This window comes from Flavobacterium sp. (genome assembly GCF_031381455.1).
In the GTDB taxonomy this organism is placed as follows: domain Bacteria; phylum Bacteroidota; class Bacteroidia; order Flavobacteriales; family Flavobacteriaceae; genus Flavobacterium.
Genome location: NZ_JANMXZ010000024.1, coordinates 1 through 18,642 on the forward strand (window position 1 = coordinate 1; position 18,642 = coordinate 18,642).

Consider the following 18,642-nt stretch of genomic DNA (forward strand, 5'->3'; position numbering starts at 1 on the left):
ACCAATGTTTCGCAAGCCACTTTTGATTCAGCATCAAATGCCAAAAAGTTGTCAATTAACGCATCAGAAATTTGGTCTGCAACTTTGTCTGGATGTCCTTCACTCACTGACTCCGACGTAAATAAATAAGCCATAACTATATTTTAATTTTAATATTAAATTTAATGAAGATAAAAATGGACCGCTGTGAATGCTAAAGGAGAGTTTCTGCTTTAGCATTTTTTAACGAGGTTGCAATCAGTTCAAATTTTTCCTCTTATTTTCGAGTGCAAATGTATAAAGACTATTTAGAATATAAAAAACTATTTTGTTTTTTATTTTATTTGTCTTTTTAAAAATTCTAAATACGTAGTATTTAAATATATATAATCTAACCTCAAATGTTAAATTTTCAAATTTTATTTTTTTTATTCAAAAATAGTTCAGATGTTTGCTCCATCAAAAAATAACAAAATGAAATTAATGACTTGCAATATGTGTCGTATGATGTGGAAAAATCCGCAGAGATAACTATTGCATAATTTTAATTTTTAAAATATACAATCGAACCTCTGCAAACCGCAGAGGTTTTTTTATTTCAACAAATGTCACCCTGAGCGCAGTCGAAGGGCAATAATAAATAAATTCAAAATGAAAGTAACAGTAAAAAATATGATGATGACCCGCACAATGATGCACATGATGTGTTGTTGTATCGCCATACCCTGTTACCAGATGCGGAAGATCTAATGTAGTTTTTATAACTATCCTAAAAGTCCCTTTGGTAAGCCATCCAAAGGGACTTTTTTTATTTCAAAAAAATCTTAATACTTAATACTAATATCTTATATACTAAAAATCATGAGCACACAAAAATTCGCAACTAATGCATTGCACGCAGGACACGACGTTACTAAAAACGCAGGAACAAGAGCCGTTCCAATTTACCAAACTACTTCGTATGTATTCAACAATTCAGATCACGCCGCTAATCTATTTGGCTTAGCGGAAGCAGGATTTATTTACACTCGATTAAACAATCCAACAAACGATATTCTGGAACAACGCTTAGCCACCTTAGAAGGAGGAATAGGAGCAGTAGTAACTGCATCAGGAACATCGGCAATCGCAACAACACTTTTGGTTTTGCTAAAAGCAGGAGATCACATTGTAGCTTCAAACAGTTTATACGGAGGAACATACAATTTGCTTAAAGTTACTTTGCCAAGATTAGGCATCACAACAACATTTGTTGATCCATCAAATCCTGAAAACTTTACCAAAGCCACACAAGAAAATACCAGAGCATTCTTTGCTGAAAGTTTAGGTAATCCAAAATTAGATGTACTCGATTTAAAAGCGATTTCTACAGAAGCAAAAGCATTCAAAGTGCCTTTTATTGTGGATAATACTGTGGCAACTCCTTATTTGTTAAATCCAATTGAATTTGGTGCCGATATTGTAATTCATTCCTTGACCAAATATATCACAGGAAACGGAACATCACTTGGAGGCGTAATCATCGATGCTGGGAACTTTGATTGGAGCAACGGAAAATTCCCTGAATTCACCGAACCATCTGCAGGTTACCACGGTTTGAAATACTACGAAGCTTTAGGTGCCGCATCTTTCATCGCCAAAGTCAGAATCGAAGGGTTGCGCGATTTCGGTGCAGCTTTGAGTCCGTTCAATGCTTTTCAAACGATACAAGGATTGGAAACGTTGGAAATCAGAATCAAAAAGCACAGCGAAAATGCTTTGGCTTTAGCTCAATGGTTGCAATCACAAGAACAAGTAGCTTGGGTAAATTACCCAGGATTGGCTACTTCCAAATACAAAACTTTAGCCGATGAATATTTACCAAACGGAAAAAGCGGTATTGTTACGTTCGGATTAAAAGGCGGATTTGAAGCAGCTAAAAAAGTAGCTGACGAAACCAAATTGTTCTCATTATTAGCCAATATTGGCGATACGAAATCGCTTATCATTCACCCAGCAAGTACCACGCACCAACAATTATCAGACGCCGAACAAGAAGCAACCGGAGTTACCAAAGATTTAATTCGCTTATCTGTTGGTTTAGAAGATATCGAAGATTTAAAAGCCGATTTAAAAGAAGTGTTTAGTAATATTAAAAAGTCACAACTTATATAGTTTTAAGACTTTTATAAGAAAGCCATTGGTTTTATTCCGCTGCGCTCCATACAGTTCGGCTGCGCCTCGGGTGGTTGGTTTGTTTGTTATGACTGTCTTCAGTTTCGCGGTTGAAGACAGTCTTTTAAAAATACACTATGAAAAACAACAATAAACAAAATGAAGAATTTAGAAAAAATAGACCTTTTTAATTTTGATTTAGAAAATGGAAAGCAACGACCTTACATTCCATTGTTCTATCAAACTTTTGGTCAGCGCATTGGAGCAGCGCCAATAGTAGTTGTCAATCATGCTTTGACCGGGAATTCTACAGTGACTGGAGAAAATGGCTGGTGGAATGATTTGATTGGCGAGAACAAAATTATTGACACCAATTATTTCACTGTAATTGCGTTCAATATTCCGGGAAATGGGTATGATGACAATCTTGGAAATTTGATTTCAAATTACCAAGATTTTACTGTTCGCGATATAGCCCGCATTTTTTGGGAAGGCTTGTATTTTCTAAAAGTGGAAACCGTTTTTGCTGTCATAGGCGGAAGTCTTGGTGGCGCTTTAGCCTGGGAAATAACAGTGCTCTTTCCAGATAAAGTAGAAAATTTAATTCCAATTGCTTCTGATTGGAAAGCTACCGATTGGGTAATCGCTAATGTGTTTATTCAGGATCAGATTTTGAATAATTCAGATGATCCAATAGCAGACGCAAGGTTGCACGCCATGCTTTTGTATAGAACACCGCAATCTATCAATCAAAGATTTCAAAGAAATAAATTGGAAAATCTTTCTGTTTTTCAAATTGAGAATTGGTTGATTAATCATGGTTTCAAACTCAAAAACCGCTTCCGATTGGCAGCGTATAAACTAATGAACCATTTGTTGAAAACGAATGACATTACGCGTGACAGAAAAGACTTTTTGACAATTCTACAAGATATCAAAACCAATATTCACATCGTTGCAGTCGATACTGATTATTTCTTTATTGCGGATGAAAATCGGGAAACGTATCAAGAATTGAAATCTATTAGAGACAATGTTTTTTATCACGAAATAAAATCCATCCATGGTCATGACGCTTTCTTGATTGAATTCGACCAATTGGCCCAAATCTTAAAACCTATTTTTAATAAACAAAAACAACAAACTTATGTCAGCGCTTAGAATAAACATCGTCCTTTTCGGTATCGGAAATGTGGGAAGCACACTGGTAAACCAAGTTATCGAAAGCCAAAAGTTCTTTCTCGAAAAAAGAAATATCGATCTGCGATTTCCTATTATCACCAATTCTTCTTTAGCATTCTTTGAAAAAGATGGACTCAAAAATCAATGGGAAGCCAATTTTGCACAGTCGGCGATTCCGTTCAGAATTGAAGATATTATTGAATACGCTCAGGAACAACAATTGGAAAACCTAATTGCAGTTGATGCCACAGCAAGTTCAGACATTGTCAAAAATTATATTCCGTTAATCCAAAACGGATTTGATATTGTATCTGCTAATAAAAAAGCAAATACACTTCATTTTGATTTCTACAAAGAACTGAGAAGAAATTTAAAAAAGTACGACAAGACTTTTCTTTATGAAACTAATGTTGGTGCTGGCTTGCCAGTGGTGCAAACCATAAACGATTTGCACTTTTCGGGTGAAGAAATAACAAAAATCCGTGGTGTATTTTCAGGTTCGCTGAGTTATATTTTTAATAGATTCTCTGCTGAAGAAATTCCGTTTTCCAACATTCTTTTGGCTGCCGAAAAAAATGGCTACACCGAACCCGATTCCCGTGAAGATTTATCAGGCAATGATGTAGCCAGAAAGCTATTAATTCTAGCTCGTGAAATAGAACAGAAGTTCGAATTTTCAGATATCAAAATTTCATCCCTTTTGCTCCCAGATTTGAATGAAACGAATTCTAAAGCTGAATATTCGGTCAACAAACAGCTTTTTGACAAACCATTTTATATTGCCAAAATAACTCAGGCAGATAATCATGTTTTGCGTTACGTAGGTGAATTTGATGTGACCAAAAAAGAGTTAGAAGTCAAACTAATTTCAGTTCCTCAGAGTTCCGCATTAGGTCAACTCAAAGGCGCCGACAATCTGATTGAAATTTATACAAAGTCGTATGGCGAAATTCCAATAGTTATTCAAGGTGCAGGTGCAGGAAAACAAGTAACGGCTCGCGGCGTTTTGACCGACATTCTCAAAATCGCCGAAAAAGTAAAAATAAAAGAGGCAGTTTGGCTATAATTTTAACTAATCTTCAACCTTCCTGCCGGCAGGCATGACCCGAAAACCTACAGCATTATAACGTTGTAGGTTTTTATTTTTCAAAAACCTTGGAAAATAGAATTCTATGCCTTTACTTTGCAGTGTTCATAAACTTATTGTTCGTTATCACGAAAGCTGGAGGGAATAGACCCGTTGAAAGCTTAGCAACCCTTTGCCAAAAGAAGGTGCTACATTCTAATCTGAAATTTCAGATACAGATAACCCGAGAATTCTTCTCAACTTTCAGATAACATATTATAATTTTTAGGAGCTTTTTCCTGCTTTTCGCTATATCTTTTTTGTTTTGTCACCCTGAGCGCAGTCGAAGGGCTTTTCTTAAACAAAAAAGGATGTCGCTTCAATCAGGGCTAGAATAATTGCAAACAACTAACCTTTGCGAACTTTGCGGGTTTTTCTCTGCGAACTTAGCGGTTAAAATAAAAACTATGTCGAAAATTCAACAAGCAATACAAGAAAGAATCCTAGTTCTCGACGGAGCCATGGGAACCATGCTGCAACGCAACAACTTCTCCGAAGAAGATTTCCGAGGAGAACGTTTCAAAGACTTCCCACATCCGTTAAAAGGAAATAACGATTTACTTTCTATCACACAACCCGAAGCGGTAAAACAAGTGCATCGCTTGTATTTTCAAGCCGGAGCAGATATTGTAGAAACGAATACATTCTCAGGAACCACAATCGGAATGGCCGATTATCATTTAGAAGATTTGGTTTACGAACTAAACTACGAATCTGCCAAAATTGCCCGTGAAGTTGCTGATGAATTCACCGACAGACCACGTTTTGTTGCAGGTTCCATCGGGCCAACAAACCGAACAGCATCCATGTCGCCAGACGTAAACGATCCGGGATTCCGTGCTGTAACATTTGACGATTTGCGCATCGCATACAAACAACAAGTTGAAGCCTTAATTGATGGCGGTTGCGATGTGCTTTTAGTAGAAACCATTTTCGATACATTAAACGCCAAAGCAGCTCTTTTTGCCATCGAAGAAGTAAAAGAAGAACGCAATCTTGATATTCCGGTGATGGTTTCAGGAACAATTACCGATGCCTCAGGAAGAACACTTTCCGGTCAAACCGTAGAAGCATTCTTGATTTCAATTGCCCATATCGATTTATTAAGCATCGGATTTAATTGCGCATTAGGCGCAGACCAATTAAAACCTTATTTGAAAAGATTGGCGATGAATACTCAACTCAACATTTCAGCGCATCCAAATGCAGGTTTGCCAAATGCTTTCGGGCAATACGACCAAACTCCGGAAGAAATGCAAGCGTTAATTAAGGAATATTTACAAGATAATTTAATTAATATTATTGGCGGTTGCTGTGGCACAACTCCAGAGCACATAAAAGCGATTGCTGATGTTGCGAAGGAATTTAAACCACGTTCATTAGAATTGGTATAGCGTTTTCCTGCAAGGTTTTCAAAACCTTGTAGGTATTTAAACAAAGAGAGACAAACCTACAAGGTCTCAAAGACCTTGCAGGATTATAAAAATAAAAATGTCAGAAACAAAATATTTAAAATTATCCGGATTAGAACCGTTAATAGTTACACCAGAAAGTAATTTCATTAACGTAGGCGAGCGAACTAATGTAACCGGTTCGCGTAAATTTTTGCGTTTAATCAAAGAAGAAAAATACAACGAAGCACTTACAGTCGCGCGAGATCAAGTAGAAGGTGGCGCACAAATCATCGACATCAATATGGATGAAGGAATGTTGGATGGTGTTTATGCGATGACCAAATTCCTAAACCTAATTGCAGCCGAACCCGATATCGCTCGAGTTCCGGTAATGATTGACAGTTCCAAATGGGAAATCATTGAAGCAGGATTGAAAGTGGTACAAGGAAAAGGTGTCGTGAATTCGATTTCGCTTAAAGAAGGAAAGGAAGCGTTCATTCATCATGCCAAATTAATTAAAAGATACGGAGCAGCTGTAATCGTAATGGCTTTTGATGAAGATGGTCAAGCTGATAATTACGAAAGACGTATCGAAATCTGCAAAAGGAGTTATGATATTTTAGTAAATGAAGTTCATTTCCCTGCAGAAGATATCATCTTCGACCCAAATATTTTCCCGGTTGCCACCGGAATGGAAGAACATAAACTAAACGCATTAGATTTTTTCAGAGCCACAAAATGGATTCGCAAAAATCTTCCTTATGCCGGAATTTCCGGCGGTGTGAGCAACGTTTCGTTTTCGTTCCGCGGGAATGACAAAGTGCGTGAAGCTATGCATTCGGCCTTCCTATATCACGCGATTCAAAACGGAATGACAATGGGAATCGTAAACCCCGAAATGCTTGAGATTTATGATGAAATTGATCCAATTCTTTTGGAACACGTAGAAGATGTGCTGCTGAATAGAAGAGAAGACGCAACCGAGAGATTGTTAGATTTAGCCGAAAGTTTCAAAGGCGATTTCAAAGCCAATGAAAAAGCAATCCAGGAATGGAGAAATGGCTCAGTTCAGGAGAGATTAACCCATTCGTTAGTAAAAGGAATAGACGAATTCATAGAAATAGATGTTGAAGAAGCAAGAGCAACATCAGATAAAGCCATCGAAGTTATCGAAATCAATTTGATGGCGGGAATGAATGTCGTTGGAGATTTATTCGGAAGCGGAAAAATGTTCTTGCCACAAGTGGTAAAATCGGCACGTGTGATGAAGAAAGCAGTCGCTTATTTATTGCCATTCATTGAAGCACAAAAAGACGGAAAATCATCTTCGGCAGGAAAAGTGTTAATGGCAACAGTAAAAGGCGATGTACACGATATTGGGAAAAATATTGTGGCTGTAGTTCTGGGCTGCAACAATTTTGAAATCATCGATTTGGGAGTTATGGTTCCGCCAGAAAAAATTATTGAAGCTGCGATTCGCGAAAACGTAGATATTATTGGTTTGAGCGGATTGATTACGCCTTCGCTTGACGAAATGGTTTATTTAGCCAAAGAAATGGACAAACTCAATATCAAAATTCCGATTATGATTGGTGGAGCAACAACTTCGCGCGCGCATACTGCCGTGAAAATCGCACCTGAATATAAGGAAACCGTTGTCCATGTAAACGATGCATCACGTGCCGTAACGGTGGCGAGTAATTTATTGCAAACAGAAACCAAAGGAAGTTATGTAAAAGCAATCCGCGAAGAATATGACAAACTCCGTGAAGGTTATTTGAATAGAAGTCGGGATAAAAATTACTTATCGATTGAAGAGGCAAGAAAAAACAAACTGAAGTTAGATTGGGATAATTTTACTCCAGTGAAACCCAATTTCATCGGAACAAAAACCGTTGAAGTAGAATTGTCAGAACTAGTTGATTTTATTGACTGGACACCATTTTTTAGTTCATGGGAATTGTACGGAAAATATCCTGCGATTTTGACTGATGAAGTTGTAGGCGAGCAAGCAACATCATTATTTGCTGATGCACAGGAAATGCTGAAACAAATCGTTTCCGAAAAATGGCTAACCGCCAAAGGAATCCTCGGAATTTTCCCTGCGAATACTGTAAAAGACGACGACATAGCAGTTTGTCAGACTGAGCTTGTCGAAGTCCATTTCCTTACTTTACGTCAACAATCCCAAAAAACAGCTGGTGCACCAAACATCGCGTTAGCCGATTTTGTTGCGCCAAAAGACAACGGAAAACAAGATTATATCGGATGTTTTTGCGTAACAACAGGTTTTGGTGTAGATGAAAAAGCCGCCGAATTTGAAAAGCAATTAGACGATTACAACTCGATTTTGGTAAAAGCATTAGGCGACCGATTAGCCGAAGCTTTCGCAGAATATTTACACCTTAAAGTTCGTAAAGAAATTTGGGGTTATGCTTCGAATGAGAGTTTGTCAAATCAGGATTTGATTGACGAAGAATATAAAGGAATTCGTCCGGCACCTGGTTATCCTGCCTGTCCTGACCATTTAGAGAAACCCACGATTTGGAAATTATTAAATGTAGAACAGGAAATCGGAGTAACACTTACCGAAAGCATGGCAATGTGGCCAGCATCATCGGTTTCGGGATACTATTTTGGAAATCCGGAGAGCAAGTATTTCGGACTAGGGAAAATAAAAGAAGACCAAGTAATAGATTACGCCAAAAGAAGAGGAATATCAACAGAAATAGCCACGAAATGGCTTTCGCCGAATATAGCAGATTAGTAAAGGTTTGTAGTTTATTGTTAACGGTTTATAGTTAAGAAGCCACAAACAATAAACCACAAACCATAAACATAAAATTATGAAAGTAACCCAACATATTGAAAACGCCAACGGAAAACCATTGTTTTCGTTTGAGATTTTACCTCCATTAAAAGGGCAAAACATCCAGTCAATTTTTGACAGCATCGATCCGTTAATGGAATTCAATCCGCCATTTATTGATGTGACGTATCATCGTGAAGAATACGAATTCAAGGAATTACCAAGCGGTCTTTTGCAAAAGAAGATTGTAAAAAAACGTCCCGGAACAGTTGGCATTTGTGCAGGAATTCAAAACAAATATACTGTAGATGCAATTCCACATATTTTGTGTGGTGGTTTCAACAAAGAAGATACTGAGAATTTATTGATTGATTTGGATTTTCTTGGTATCAATAATGTGGTAGCACTTCGTGGAGATGCTTTGAAAACAGAAACGTATTTCCATCCTGAAAAAGATGGAAATGAGTATGCAACCGATTTGGTTTTGCAGGTCAATAATCTGAATAAGGGAATTTATTTGGATGAAGATTTACAAAATTCTTCTTGTACAAATTTTTGCATAGGAGTTGCAGGTTATCCCGAGAAACACATGGAAGCACCAAGTTTGGATAGTGATATTCATTTCTTGAAACAAAAAATCAAAAACGGTGCTGATTACATTATCACCCAAATGTTTTTTGACAATCAAAAATTCTTTGATTATGTTGCCAAATGTCGTGCTGCAGGAATTACAGTTCCAATTATTCCGGGTTTAAAACCAATTGCAACTAAGAAGCAATTAAATTTAATTCCACATAGATTTAGTTTAGAATTACCCGATGATTTAATTATGGCAGTTGTTAAAGCAAAGGATAACGATGCTGTAAAACAAATCGGAATCGAATGGTGTACGCAACAAAGTAAAGAATTAGTTGCTGCTGGAATCCCAGTTTTGCATTACTATTCTATGGGAAGAGCAGAGAACATTAAGGCGATTGCTTCAGCCATTTTTTAAGCCGATTTCACAAAAGACAATTCCTTTCTAGCCCCGATTACAACGGTATTTTTACACCTGTCAGGTTTTTAAAACCTGACAGGTGTAAAAATTTAGTGGAAAGCGGGAAAATGGTTTAGAAAAATACCCGAACCATTCGCTCCTAAAGATATTCTGCTATATTTGTGCGAATTAAATTTTAGGATGAGGAAAACTTACCTTCTTTTTTTGTTTTTTGCTCTTTCTTCTTTTGCCCAAAAGAGTAATCCTTTCGCAATTGAAGCTTCTATTTTAAGGGGCAATGCCTTACCTCATACTGAAGATATGTACCATTTAGTTAATGGACATCCGGAAGGTTTGATGGTGACGGTTGTCAACAGAACGGATGGATCTAAAGAATGGCATCAGGCGTACAATTATCCAGATTATGGAGGTTATTTTTTGTATCAGGATTTTAAAAGCCAGCCTTTGGGTCAAAACTATTCTCTTGGAGCTTTGTATAATTTTTATTTTTGGAAGAGGCATTTGCAATTCAAACTCGCGCAGGGAATTGCCTATACAACCAATCCTTATGACAAGGAAGATAACAGCAAAAACAAAGCATTTGGAAGCCGCTTAATGGGAAATACCAATATAGGATTGGCTTATGACAATCAGAATTTGTTTAAAAATATTGGATTTCATGCCGGAATTTTATTTACACATTACTCCAATGGAAGAATGAAATCGCCCAATAGTGGTATCAATACGTATGTGCTGAATTTGGGGTTGAATTATAATTTATCTGAAGATTTTAAACGCCAGCCAGATACAACCTTAGTCAAGAAATCATATAAGGAACCAATTCACTATAACTTTGTTTTGCGAACGGGAATTAATGAAAATCCGATTATTAACAGCGGCCAATTTCCTTTTTACCATATTAGTTTTTATGCAGATAAGCGTATCAATAGAAAATCGACATTACAGTTGGGAACCGAATTGTTTTTGACAAAATCCATACAGGAATATATTAAATATTACTCGGTTGCCTATCCGGAAGAAAATATTAGTCCTAATACTGATTACAAGAGAGTCGGAATTTTTGTTGGACACGAATTAATGATTAACCGTATTTCGCTCGAAACACAAATTGGCTTTTATGTTTATGAACCTTTTAAAAAGGACATTCCAGTTTATGACAGAGTCGGAATTAAATATTATTTCACTAAAAACCTTTTTGGTGGATTTACGATAAAAACGCATTTGTTTTTAGCAGAAGCTTTGGAATTTGGAATTGGATACAGACTTTAAAAAAACAGCTATGAAGAATTTTTCATTATTGATAGTTTTATTTTTGGCACTCAATGCTTGCGAAAAACCAAGTGATTGTGTAGAAAGTTCTGGTCCAATAATTACTAAGGAAGTTGCTGTTCAACCTTTCAAAAAAATAAAAGTATATCGCGGTATTGAAGTAGTCATTACACAGGGAAGCGAATACAAAGTCGAGATTGTTGCCGGTTCCAATTTTATTGATAATGTGGAAGTAAGACAAAATGGCGACCAGCTTATATTTAAGGATGATGTCAGCTGCAATTGGGTTCGCGCTTATGGAACCACCAAGGTTTTAGTTACTACACCAACCTTGGAGGAAGTCTATTCAAAGACCGATAGAAACATCAGTTCAAATGGTATGTTGACGTTCCCATATATAAGTTTTGTTGCTATGGATAAAGATGGTGATGGAGAAAGTGGCGCAGGAACTGGGGATTTTATTCTTAATGTAAATAATGATTATTTGAATATTGCAAACAATAATGTATCCCGATTTTATCTTTCCGGACAGACCAATACAGCAAATTTTAATTTCTATTTTGGTGATGGAAGAATAGAAGCTCAGAATTTAACAGCCCAAAATATTATTGTTTACCATCGTGGTTCGAATGACATGATAGTGAAACCCATTCAAAGCATTACTGGGACAATGAATAGTACCGGGAATATTATTTTAAAAAATGTACCTCCAATTGTTCAGGTAGAAGAATTGTACCAAGGAAGAGTCGTTTATCCTTAACTATAGTTTGTAGTCCCAGTCTCAGTTTTCAGTTTTTTTGTTTGTAAACTGCGACTGCGACTGAACACTACTTCTTAGTTTTCTCCCTAAAAATCTGCTCTAAATTCTTGCTTTTCAAACTAATCTGCAACGTTTTTAATCCGTTATCGTGAGCAAAATCAAACACTTTTGGACGCATATCTTCTTCGGTTGTGAACGTTAATGTCCAAAGATTTGCACTGGTGTTTTTATAAGATTTAATATTTGGCAAACTTGCTAATAAAGTTTCTTCAACTGTTTTGTCAAATTCAACTTCGATGATTTGCTCTTTTTCATCCGAAACTAATTTGTCAAGTTTTTTATCAGTAACAATTTTTCCGTTGTCAATGATGATTACTCTGTCGCAAATCGCTTCTACTTCCTGCATGATGTGCGTTGATAGAAAAACAGTTTTGTCTTTCCCAACGTTTTTGATTACGTTTCTTATTTCCACTAATTGATTTGGATCCAATCCGGTAGTTGGTTCATCCAAAATCAAAACATCAGGATTGTGAAGCAAAGCGGTTGCCAAACCCACACGCTGACGGAAACCTTTCGATAGTTGACTAATTTTTTTATGACTTTCAGGCGATAAACCCGTTAGCTGAATGACTTCTTCGATACGAGATTTCGAAACTTTATACACATCAGCATTAAATGCCAAATATTCGCGAACATATAAATCCAAATACAACGGATTGTGTTCCGGCAAATACCCAATCGATAGCTGCACCGCTTTTTGATTTTCGTTTACGTCATTTCCATTCACCGTCGCCACGCCTGCATCAGCATTGAGAAATGTAGTCAAAATTTTCATTAAAGTAGATTTTCCGGCACCATTTGGACCAAGAAAACCGACGATTTCTCCTTTTTTGATGGAGAAAGAGACACTGTCCAAAGCCATTTGAGCTCCGTAACTTTTGGAAATATTTTCAACTTCTATCGACATAACTGGAATATTTATCGCAAATGTAAACAGAAAAAATTTTGGTTCATTGTTTTTTAGATTTACTGTAACTTTTTTTTAAAATAGAACTCTTACATACACAATTAACCAAATCATATACAATGAAAAAAAGTGCACTTCTATTCTTATTATCTTGTTTTGCGATTCAGGCGCAAGTAAAACCAGTAATTCAAAAATCAGAAATCGTCAGAATTGAAACCGAATTGGCTTCAGACAAAATGCAGGGAAGGCAGGTCTTTACTGCGGGAATTGATTCCGCTTCCGCTTTTATTGAAAAAGAATTTGACAAAATCGGGCTGGCTCATTTTAAGGATTTAAAAAACTACCGACAGGAATTTACCAGAAAAGATAAAAATGCAAATAACGTAATCGGAATCTTGCCTGGTAAATCAAAACCGAATGAATATGTGATTTTTTCTGCGCATTATGACCATTTAGGAATAGTAAGTGATGGAGATGACAAAGTGTATAACGGAGCCAATGACGATGCTTCGGGAACTACGGCTGTAATTGCTTTGGCGAAATATTTCAAGGAATTAGGAAATAACGAACGCACCATTATTTTCGTGGCATTTACAGCCGAAGAAATTGGAATTGTCGGCTCAAGATATTTCTCGAAAAATATAAATCCAGATGAAGTTGTTGCGATGTTCAATATAGAAATGATTGGTACGGAAAGTAAATGGGAAAAGAATTCGGCTTACATCACTGGTTTTGAAAGATCCGATTTTGGAACCATCCTTCAAAAGAATTTAAAAGGAAGCAACTTCAATTTTTACGCAGATCCTTATACTGAAATGCAATTATTTTACCGTTCTGATAATGCGACATTAGCAGCACTTGGCGTTCCGGCGCATACGATTTCGACTTCCAAAATGGATTCGGAAGCGAATTACCACCAATTAAGTGATGAGGTTTCGACTTTGGATTTAGATAATATGACCGAAATCATCAAAGCCATTGCCATTAGTTCAGAAAGTATCATCAGCGGAAAAGACACACCTACAAGAGTTGAAAAGCGATAAATAGGCGTTTTTACGAAAACGTTACCTTAAATTTTTTTGTCGAGTCTTGTAAAACCTAAACTTTAATTTTTTACATTAGCCAAATAGAAATTAAAAAATGAAAACATTTAACACCTTTTATAGCTATTTCTTTTATTTTTTCTTCGGACAAAAGAAGGGATTAGTATTGTGTTATGTAAAGAAATAAAAAGTAAAACATACGATATATAAATCCCAACGAGAGTTGGGATTTTTTTTTGATAATATGGAAACAAAAATTGCAATACAAGGAATCAAAGGCTCGTTTCATCATCAGGTGGCGCAGGAATATTTTGAGCAGGAATATGATTTGGATGAATGTATGTCTTTTACATCTTTAGTAAAAAGCTTGATTGAAAACAAATCTCATAAAGGAGTCATGGCTTTAGAAAACTCGATTGCGGGTTCTATAATTCCTAATTACGCTTTGATTGACCGAAATAATTTGCACATCATAGGCGAACATTATTTAGACATTCACATGAATTTGATGGCGCTAAAAGGACAAAAATTAGATGATATTACCGAAGTTCATTCACATCCTATGGCATTGCTTCAATGCGCTGATTTCTTTCTTCAATATCCAAATATTAAATTGGTAGAAAGTGGCGATACGGCCGAAAGTGCTCGCAGAATTCATGACCAAAAAATAAAAGGTGTTGCCGCTATAGCATCACCAATTGCTGCACAAATGTATGATTTAGAAATTCTTTCCGCAGGAATTCACACGATTCAAAGCAATAAAACCCGATTTGTAATTGTAAAAACACAAAACAAAGAATTACCTAAAGAATTGATAAATAAGGCTTCGATAAAATTTGAATTAGACGATACACCAGGAAGTTTGGCAACGATATTAAATGTAATGAATAACTCGAAACTCAATCTAACCAAAATACAATCGATGCCAATTATAGAAACGCCGTTTCAATATTCTTTTTTTGTAGATGTGGTTTTTGAAAAATATAAGCATTATGAAAAAGCCAAAAAGATTTTAGAATTAATGACTACACATTTTAAAGTGTTGGGTGAATATAAAAGAGGAATACAATAACAAAAATCAATTACAATATCAATAACAAAAATCAATATCAATGACAAAAAACAATATCAATAATGAGCAACCAGTATTGAAATTTGCCATTGCCATTGAAATTGACATTTAAGAAACATGATACAAACAGCAAAAAGACTTAATAGCGTTCAAGAATATTACTTCTCCCGAAAATTGAGAGAAGTACGTCAACTTATAGCAGAAGGAAAGCCAGTCATCAATATGGGAATTGGCAGCCCGGATTTAGCTCCGGACATCACCGTTATCGAAGCCATGCAAAAAGCGATGTTTGATGACAAAGCGCATGAATATCAAAGTTATCAAGGTTTGCCCGAATTGCGAAAAGGTATGGCTGATTTCTATGCAACCCATTTTAATGTCGACTTAGATTTCAATACAGAAATTCTTCCGTTGATGGGTTCCAAAGAAGGGATTATGCATGTTTCACTGGCTTTTTTAAATGAAGGTGATGAAGTTTTAATCCCGAATCCTGGTTATCCTACTTATGCTTCGGTAACCGAATTGGTTCAGGCAAAAGCAGTGTATTATGATTTGACAGCAGCAACGAATTGGCAACCCGATTTTGAAGAATTAGAAAAAACCGATTTGTCAAAAGTAAAACTAATGTGGGTTTCCTATCCACATATGCCAACTGGAGCGAATGGCACTTTGGAACTATTTGAAAAGCTGATTGCGTTTGGGAAAAAGCACAATATTTTAATTGTAAATGACAACCCTTACAGTTTTGTTTTGAACGAAAATCCGTTGTCAATATTGCAAGTAGAAGGTTCGTCAGCTATCGCATTAGAATTAAATTCGTTGTCCAAAACCTATAATATGGCTGGCTGGCGCGTTGGAATGGTGTTGGGAAATCCAACATTGATTGATGCCATTCTAAAAGTAAAAAGCAATATGGATAGCGGGATGTTTTACGGAATTCAAAAAGGCGCCATCGAAGCTTTGAAACTAGGAAACGAATGGTTCGAAAAACAGAATGAAATTTATACCAAAAGAAGAAATCTGATTTTTAAATTGGCCGAAAAACTGAACTGTGTCTTCGATAAAAATAGCGTTGGTTTGTTTGTTTGGGCAAAGCTTCCGGCTGGAATTTTGTCTGAAGAATTTATTGATAAAGTATTAATTGAAAAGCATATTTTTATCACGCCGGGAACTATCTTTGGCAGTAATGGAGAAGGTTACATTCGTTTTTCGCTTTGCGTCACAGAAGAAAAAATTCAGCAGGCAATAGAACGATTTTAAAAGGACAAAAATGAAAGTATACGTAATAGGAATAGGTTTAATTGGTGGTTCAATGGCATTGGATATTCAGGCATTAGATAAAGATGCTGTTATCATTGGTGTTGATGCCAATGACAGTCATTTAGAACAAGCCATTGAACTTGGAATTATCCATCAAAAATCAGATTTAAATGAGGTTATCGATGCGGATTTTGTAATTCTGGCCGTTCCGGTTGATATTGCTTTGGGACTTTTGCCAAAAGTTTTGGATTTGGTTTCTGATGAAACTTTGGTTTTTGAAGTTGGTTCAACTAAAAGTCCAATATGCGAAGCGGTAGTGAATCATCCTAAAAGAAGAAACTTTTTAGCAACACATCCCATTGCAGGAACCGAATTTTCAGGACCAACTGCTGCCATTCGAAATTTATTTGTGGACAAAACCAACATTATTTGCGAAGTAGAAAAAACCACATTTAAATTACAGGAAAGAGGGCTGAAATTATTTAAGGATTTGGGAATGAGAATTCGCTATATGGAACCAAAATCGCACGACAAACACATTGCATATGTCTCGCATTTGTCACATATCAGTTCGTTTATGTTAGGAAAAACAGTTATTGAGAAAGAGAAAGATGAAAAAGATATTTTTGATATGGCAGGCAGTGGATTTGAAAGCACAGTCAGATTAGCCAAAAGTTCACCAGCGATGTGGACACCAATTTTTAAACAAAATAAAAAGCAAGTCGTAAAATCATTGGAAGAATATATTGCCAATTTATCGCAATTCAAAGAGTTATTGGAAAGCGGGAATTACGAACAGATTTTTAACGAAATGGAAAACACTAATAGAATTAAAGAAATATTAAACGGAAAATAATTAAAGCTATGAACATCACAAAAGAAAACAAAAAATGGTTAGAAGATTTCAATCTGTCACATCCATTAGTAATTGCTGGGCCATGTAGCGCAGAAACTGAAGATCAAGTGCTGAAAATTGCACACGAATTGAAAAATTCTGACGTAAGTGTTTTTCGCGCTGGAATTTGGAAACCAAGAACGCGTCCGGGTGGATTTGAAGGCGTTGGAGCCATCGGTTTAAAATGGCTTCAAAAAGCCAAAGCCGAAACAGGTTTGCTAATGGCAACCGAAGTGGCGAATGCAGCACACGTAAAATTAGCTTTGGAACACGATATTGATGTGCTTTGGATTGGAGCCAGAACTACGGTGAATCCGTTTGCAGTTCAGGAAATTGCCGATGCTTTGGCCGGAACAGATAAAATTGTTTTGGTAAAAAACCCGGTAAATCCTGATTTGGCTTTATGGATTGGTGGCGTTGAACGTTTATTCAATGCCGGAATTAAAAAACTCGGAGTAATTCACAGAGGATTTTCAACTTACGAAAAGACGAAATACAGAAACATTCCAGAATGGCAAATTGCAATTGAATTGCAAAGTCGTTTTCCTGACTTGCCTCTGATTTGTGATCCTTCGCATATTACAGGACAACGAAATATGATTCAGGAAGTGTCACAACAAGCATTGGATTTGAATTACGACGGATTAATTATAGAAACGCATATCGACCCAGATAATGCTTGGAGTGATGCTGCTCAACAGGTTACACCAAAAGTTTTGAAACAGATTTTCGAAGATTTGAAAGTCAAAAAAGTGACCACCGAAGATGATGATTTCAATACCAAAATGATAAAACTTAGAGCCAATATTGATATTGCTGATAGCAAATTATTAGAACTTCTTGGTAATAGAATGAAAGTGGCTGAACAAATTGGTGCCTTGAAAAAAGAAAAAAATGTAGCCGTTTTGCAAAACAAACGATGGAATGAAATTCTGGGCAAAATGATATTAGACGGAGAAGATAAAGGATTGAGCGAAGAGTTTATTCTCAGAATTTTTAAAGCCATTCACCAAGAAAGTATTAGCCATCAAGAGAAGATAATTAACGGATAATCGGATAAATTGTGAGAATATCGGTTAAATGTGGTGGCAAGAATTGTTTTTTTTATATTTGTTGATGTCTTAAATAATGTCTATTAATGCTAAAAATAAAGAATATGAAAAAAATTATTTTGCTATTTACATTGGTTTTTGGTTTTAACATAGCCAGCGCCCAAGTCGATGTGATTAAAAAACAAATTGGTGAAACACTTCGAGGAAGAATTATAAGTGTTGATGATAATGTTATCGTATTTACTTACGAAGGTCAAGATGTACCATACACTATTGCTAAGAATGCCGTTGAAAAAATTACCTACGGCAGATCAGGTCAGGTAATACAAACCTCTAACAAAATTACGGTTACCAGTCAAGCGGATTGGGCAAAAGTTGTCATCATTGAAAACCTGGAGAATACTAAAGGTTTAGAAGTTGGACCACGGATTGGGGACGGTGCTGATTTGGCAAATTATCAATCGGGAAATAACGGAAATTCAGCAGTCGCAAGAAAACTAAAAACGGAGGCAGCCAGATTGGGTTATCAATTTGTTTTGGTAACTACAGATGCTTCATCCAACACAACGGCAGTTGTTTACAAATATTAAATTTTTTTAAAATTATCCTAAAAGTTGTCAGTAATGGCAACTTTTTTTATTTGAACCAACTTTAAATACAATAACGGTTACATTTTTTTACCT

At 36.2% G+C, this 18,642-nt stretch carries 16 protein-coding genes and 1 riboswitch; of the genes, 14 read left to right on the top strand and 2 right to left on the bottom strand.

The window, feature by feature from the left end:
- Nucleotides 1-134: S-adenosylmethionine synthetase N-terminal domain-containing protein (locus RMN97_RS06390; RefSeq protein WP_309613715.1), on the bottom strand; the 134-nt coding region annotated here is incomplete at its 3' end.
- Nucleotides 135-840: 706 nt separating this feature from the next.
- Between RMN97_RS06390 and RMN97_RS06395 the strand changes: the two genes are divergently transcribed.
- The 8 genes from RMN97_RS06395 (at nt 841) to RMN97_RS06430 (ending at nt 11,670) form a co-directional block, all read left to right on the top strand.
- Nucleotides 841-2,133, top strand: a complete 1,293-nt coding sequence (locus tag RMN97_RS06395) for a PLP-dependent transferase (RefSeq protein WP_309613690.1) — start codon at nt 841-843, stop codon at nt 2,131-2,133.
- Between the two features lie 159 nt (nt 2,134-2,292).
- Nucleotides 2,293-3,294 carry an alpha/beta fold hydrolase gene (locus tag RMN97_RS06400; protein ID WP_309613691.1) on the top strand — a complete coding sequence of 334 codons (1,002 nt, stop codon included), beginning with the start codon at nt 2,293-2,295 and terminating at the stop codon, nt 3,292-3,294.
- Nucleotides 3,281-4,381, top strand: a complete 1,101-nt coding sequence (locus tag RMN97_RS06405) for an aspartate kinase (protein WP_309613692.1) — start codon at nt 3,281-3,283, stop codon at nt 4,379-4,381. Before RMN97_RS06400 ends, RMN97_RS06405 begins: the two co-directional genes overlap by 14 nt.
- A gap of 141 nt (nt 4,382-4,522) precedes the next feature.
- Nucleotides 4,523-4,627, top strand: a riboswitch (SAM riboswitch).
- Between the two features lie 221 nt (nt 4,628-4,848).
- Entirely contained in the window at nt 4,849-5,835 is a 987-nt protein-coding gene (locus tag RMN97_RS06410) for a homocysteine S-methyltransferase family protein (RefSeq protein WP_309613693.1), read from the top strand.
- Nucleotides 5,836-5,932: 97 nt separating this feature from the next.
- Nucleotides 5,933-8,602, top strand: a complete 2,670-nt coding sequence (gene metH / locus RMN97_RS06415; protein WP_309613694.1) for a methionine synthase — start codon at nt 5,933-5,935, stop codon at nt 8,600-8,602.
- Nucleotides 8,603-8,681: 79 nt separating this feature from the next.
- On the top strand, nt 8,682-9,638 hold the full coding sequence (metF, locus tag RMN97_RS06420) for a methylenetetrahydrofolate reductase [NAD(P)H] (protein WP_309613695.1): 957 nt from the start codon (nt 8,682-8,684) through the stop codon (nt 9,636-9,638).
- A 183-nt stretch (nt 9,639-9,821) separates the two neighbouring features.
- Nucleotides 9,822-10,910, top strand: coding sequence for an acyloxyacyl hydrolase (locus RMN97_RS06425; RefSeq protein ID WP_309613696.1), 1,089 nt, complete (start codon nt 9,822-9,824; stop codon nt 10,908-10,910).
- 10 nt (nt 10,911-10,920) lie between these two features.
- On the top strand, nt 10,921-11,670 hold the full coding sequence (locus RMN97_RS06430) for a head GIN domain-containing protein (RefSeq protein ID WP_309613697.1): 750 nt from the start codon (nt 10,921-10,923) through the stop codon (nt 11,668-11,670).
- 67 nt (nt 11,671-11,737) lie between these two features.
- Here the strand turns inward: RMN97_RS06430 and gldA are convergent, their stop codons facing one another.
- Nucleotides 11,738-12,637, bottom strand: coding sequence for a gliding motility-associated ABC transporter ATP-binding subunit GldA (gene gldA / locus RMN97_RS06435; protein WP_309613698.1), 900 nt, complete (start codon nt 12,635-12,637; stop codon nt 11,738-11,740).
- Nucleotides 12,638-12,756: 119 nt separating this feature from the next.
- On the opposite strand from gldA, the gene RMN97_RS06440 reads away from it, so the two are divergent.
- The 6 genes from RMN97_RS06440 (at nt 12,757) to RMN97_RS06465 (ending at nt 18,549) form a co-directional block, all read left to right on the top strand.
- Nucleotides 12,757-13,680 carry a M20/M25/M40 family metallo-hydrolase gene (locus RMN97_RS06440; protein ID WP_309613699.1) on the top strand — a complete coding sequence of 308 codons (924 nt, stop codon included), beginning with the start codon at nt 12,757-12,759 and terminating at the stop codon, nt 13,678-13,680.
- Between the two features lie 244 nt (nt 13,681-13,924).
- Nucleotides 13,925-14,752, top strand: a complete 828-nt coding sequence (locus tag RMN97_RS06445; RefSeq protein ID WP_309613700.1) for a prephenate dehydratase — start codon at nt 13,925-13,927, stop codon at nt 14,750-14,752.
- Between the two features lie 117 nt (nt 14,753-14,869).
- Complete coding sequence (locus RMN97_RS06450; protein ID WP_309613701.1) at nt 14,870-16,012, top strand: aminotransferase class I/II-fold pyridoxal phosphate-dependent enzyme; 1,143 nt, start codon at nt 14,870-14,872, stop codon at nt 16,010-16,012.
- Between the two features lie 10 nt (nt 16,013-16,022).
- Nucleotides 16,023-16,868, top strand: a complete 846-nt coding sequence (locus tag RMN97_RS06455) for a prephenate dehydrogenase (protein ID WP_309613702.1) — start codon at nt 16,023-16,025, stop codon at nt 16,866-16,868.
- Between the two features lie 8 nt (nt 16,869-16,876).
- Nucleotides 16,877-17,959, top strand: a complete 1,083-nt coding sequence (locus RMN97_RS06460) for a bifunctional 3-deoxy-7-phosphoheptulonate synthase/chorismate mutase type II (protein WP_309613703.1) — start codon at nt 16,877-16,879, stop codon at nt 17,957-17,959.
- Between the two features lie 104 nt (nt 17,960-18,063).
- Nucleotides 18,064-18,549 (top strand): hypothetical protein, encoded by a 486-nt coding sequence (locus RMN97_RS06465; protein ID WP_309613704.1) that lies wholly within the window; start codon nt 18,064-18,066, stop codon nt 18,547-18,549.
- The last annotated feature ends 93 nt before the right edge of the window (nt 18,550-18,642 follow it).

Coding starts and splice junctions, on each gene's coding strand:
- RMN97_RS06395 (WP_309613690.1), top strand. CDS start 841: ATGAGCACACAAAAATTCGCAACTAATGCATTGCACGCAGGACACGAC.
- RMN97_RS06400 (WP_309613691.1), top strand. CDS start 2,293: ATGAAGAATTTAGAAAAAATAGACCTTTTTAATTTTGATTTAGAAAAT.
- RMN97_RS06405 (WP_309613692.1), top strand. CDS start 3,281: ATGTCAGCGCTTAGAATAAACATCGTCCTTTTCGGTATCGGAAATGTG.
- RMN97_RS06410 (WP_309613693.1), top strand. CDS start 4,849: ATGTCGAAAATTCAACAAGCAATACAAGAAAGAATCCTAGTTCTCGAC.
- metH (WP_309613694.1), top strand. CDS start 5,933: ATGTCAGAAACAAAATATTTAAAATTATCCGGATTAGAACCGTTAATA.
- metF (WP_309613695.1), top strand. CDS start 8,682: ATGAAAGTAACCCAACATATTGAAAACGCCAACGGAAAACCATTGTTT.
- RMN97_RS06425 (WP_309613696.1), top strand. CDS start 9,822: ATGAGGAAAACTTACCTTCTTTTTTTGTTTTTTGCTCTTTCTTCTTTT.
- RMN97_RS06430 (WP_309613697.1), top strand. CDS start 10,921: ATGAAGAATTTTTCATTATTGATAGTTTTATTTTTGGCACTCAATGCT.
- gldA (WP_309613698.1), bottom strand. CDS start 12,637: ATGTCGATAGAAGTTGAAAATATTTCCAAAAGTTACGGAGCTCAAATG.
- RMN97_RS06440 (WP_309613699.1), top strand. CDS start 12,757: ATGAAAAAAAGTGCACTTCTATTCTTATTATCTTGTTTTGCGATTCAG.
- RMN97_RS06445 (WP_309613700.1), top strand. CDS start 13,925: ATGGAAACAAAAATTGCAATACAAGGAATCAAAGGCTCGTTTCATCAT.
- RMN97_RS06450 (WP_309613701.1), top strand. CDS start 14,870: ATGATACAAACAGCAAAAAGACTTAATAGCGTTCAAGAATATTACTTC.
- RMN97_RS06455 (WP_309613702.1), top strand. CDS start 16,023: ATGAAAGTATACGTAATAGGAATAGGTTTAATTGGTGGTTCAATGGCA.
- RMN97_RS06460 (WP_309613703.1), top strand. CDS start 16,877: ATGAACATCACAAAAGAAAACAAAAAATGGTTAGAAGATTTCAATCTG.
- RMN97_RS06465 (WP_309613704.1), top strand. CDS start 18,064: ATGAAAAAAATTATTTTGCTATTTACATTGGTTTTTGGTTTTAACATA.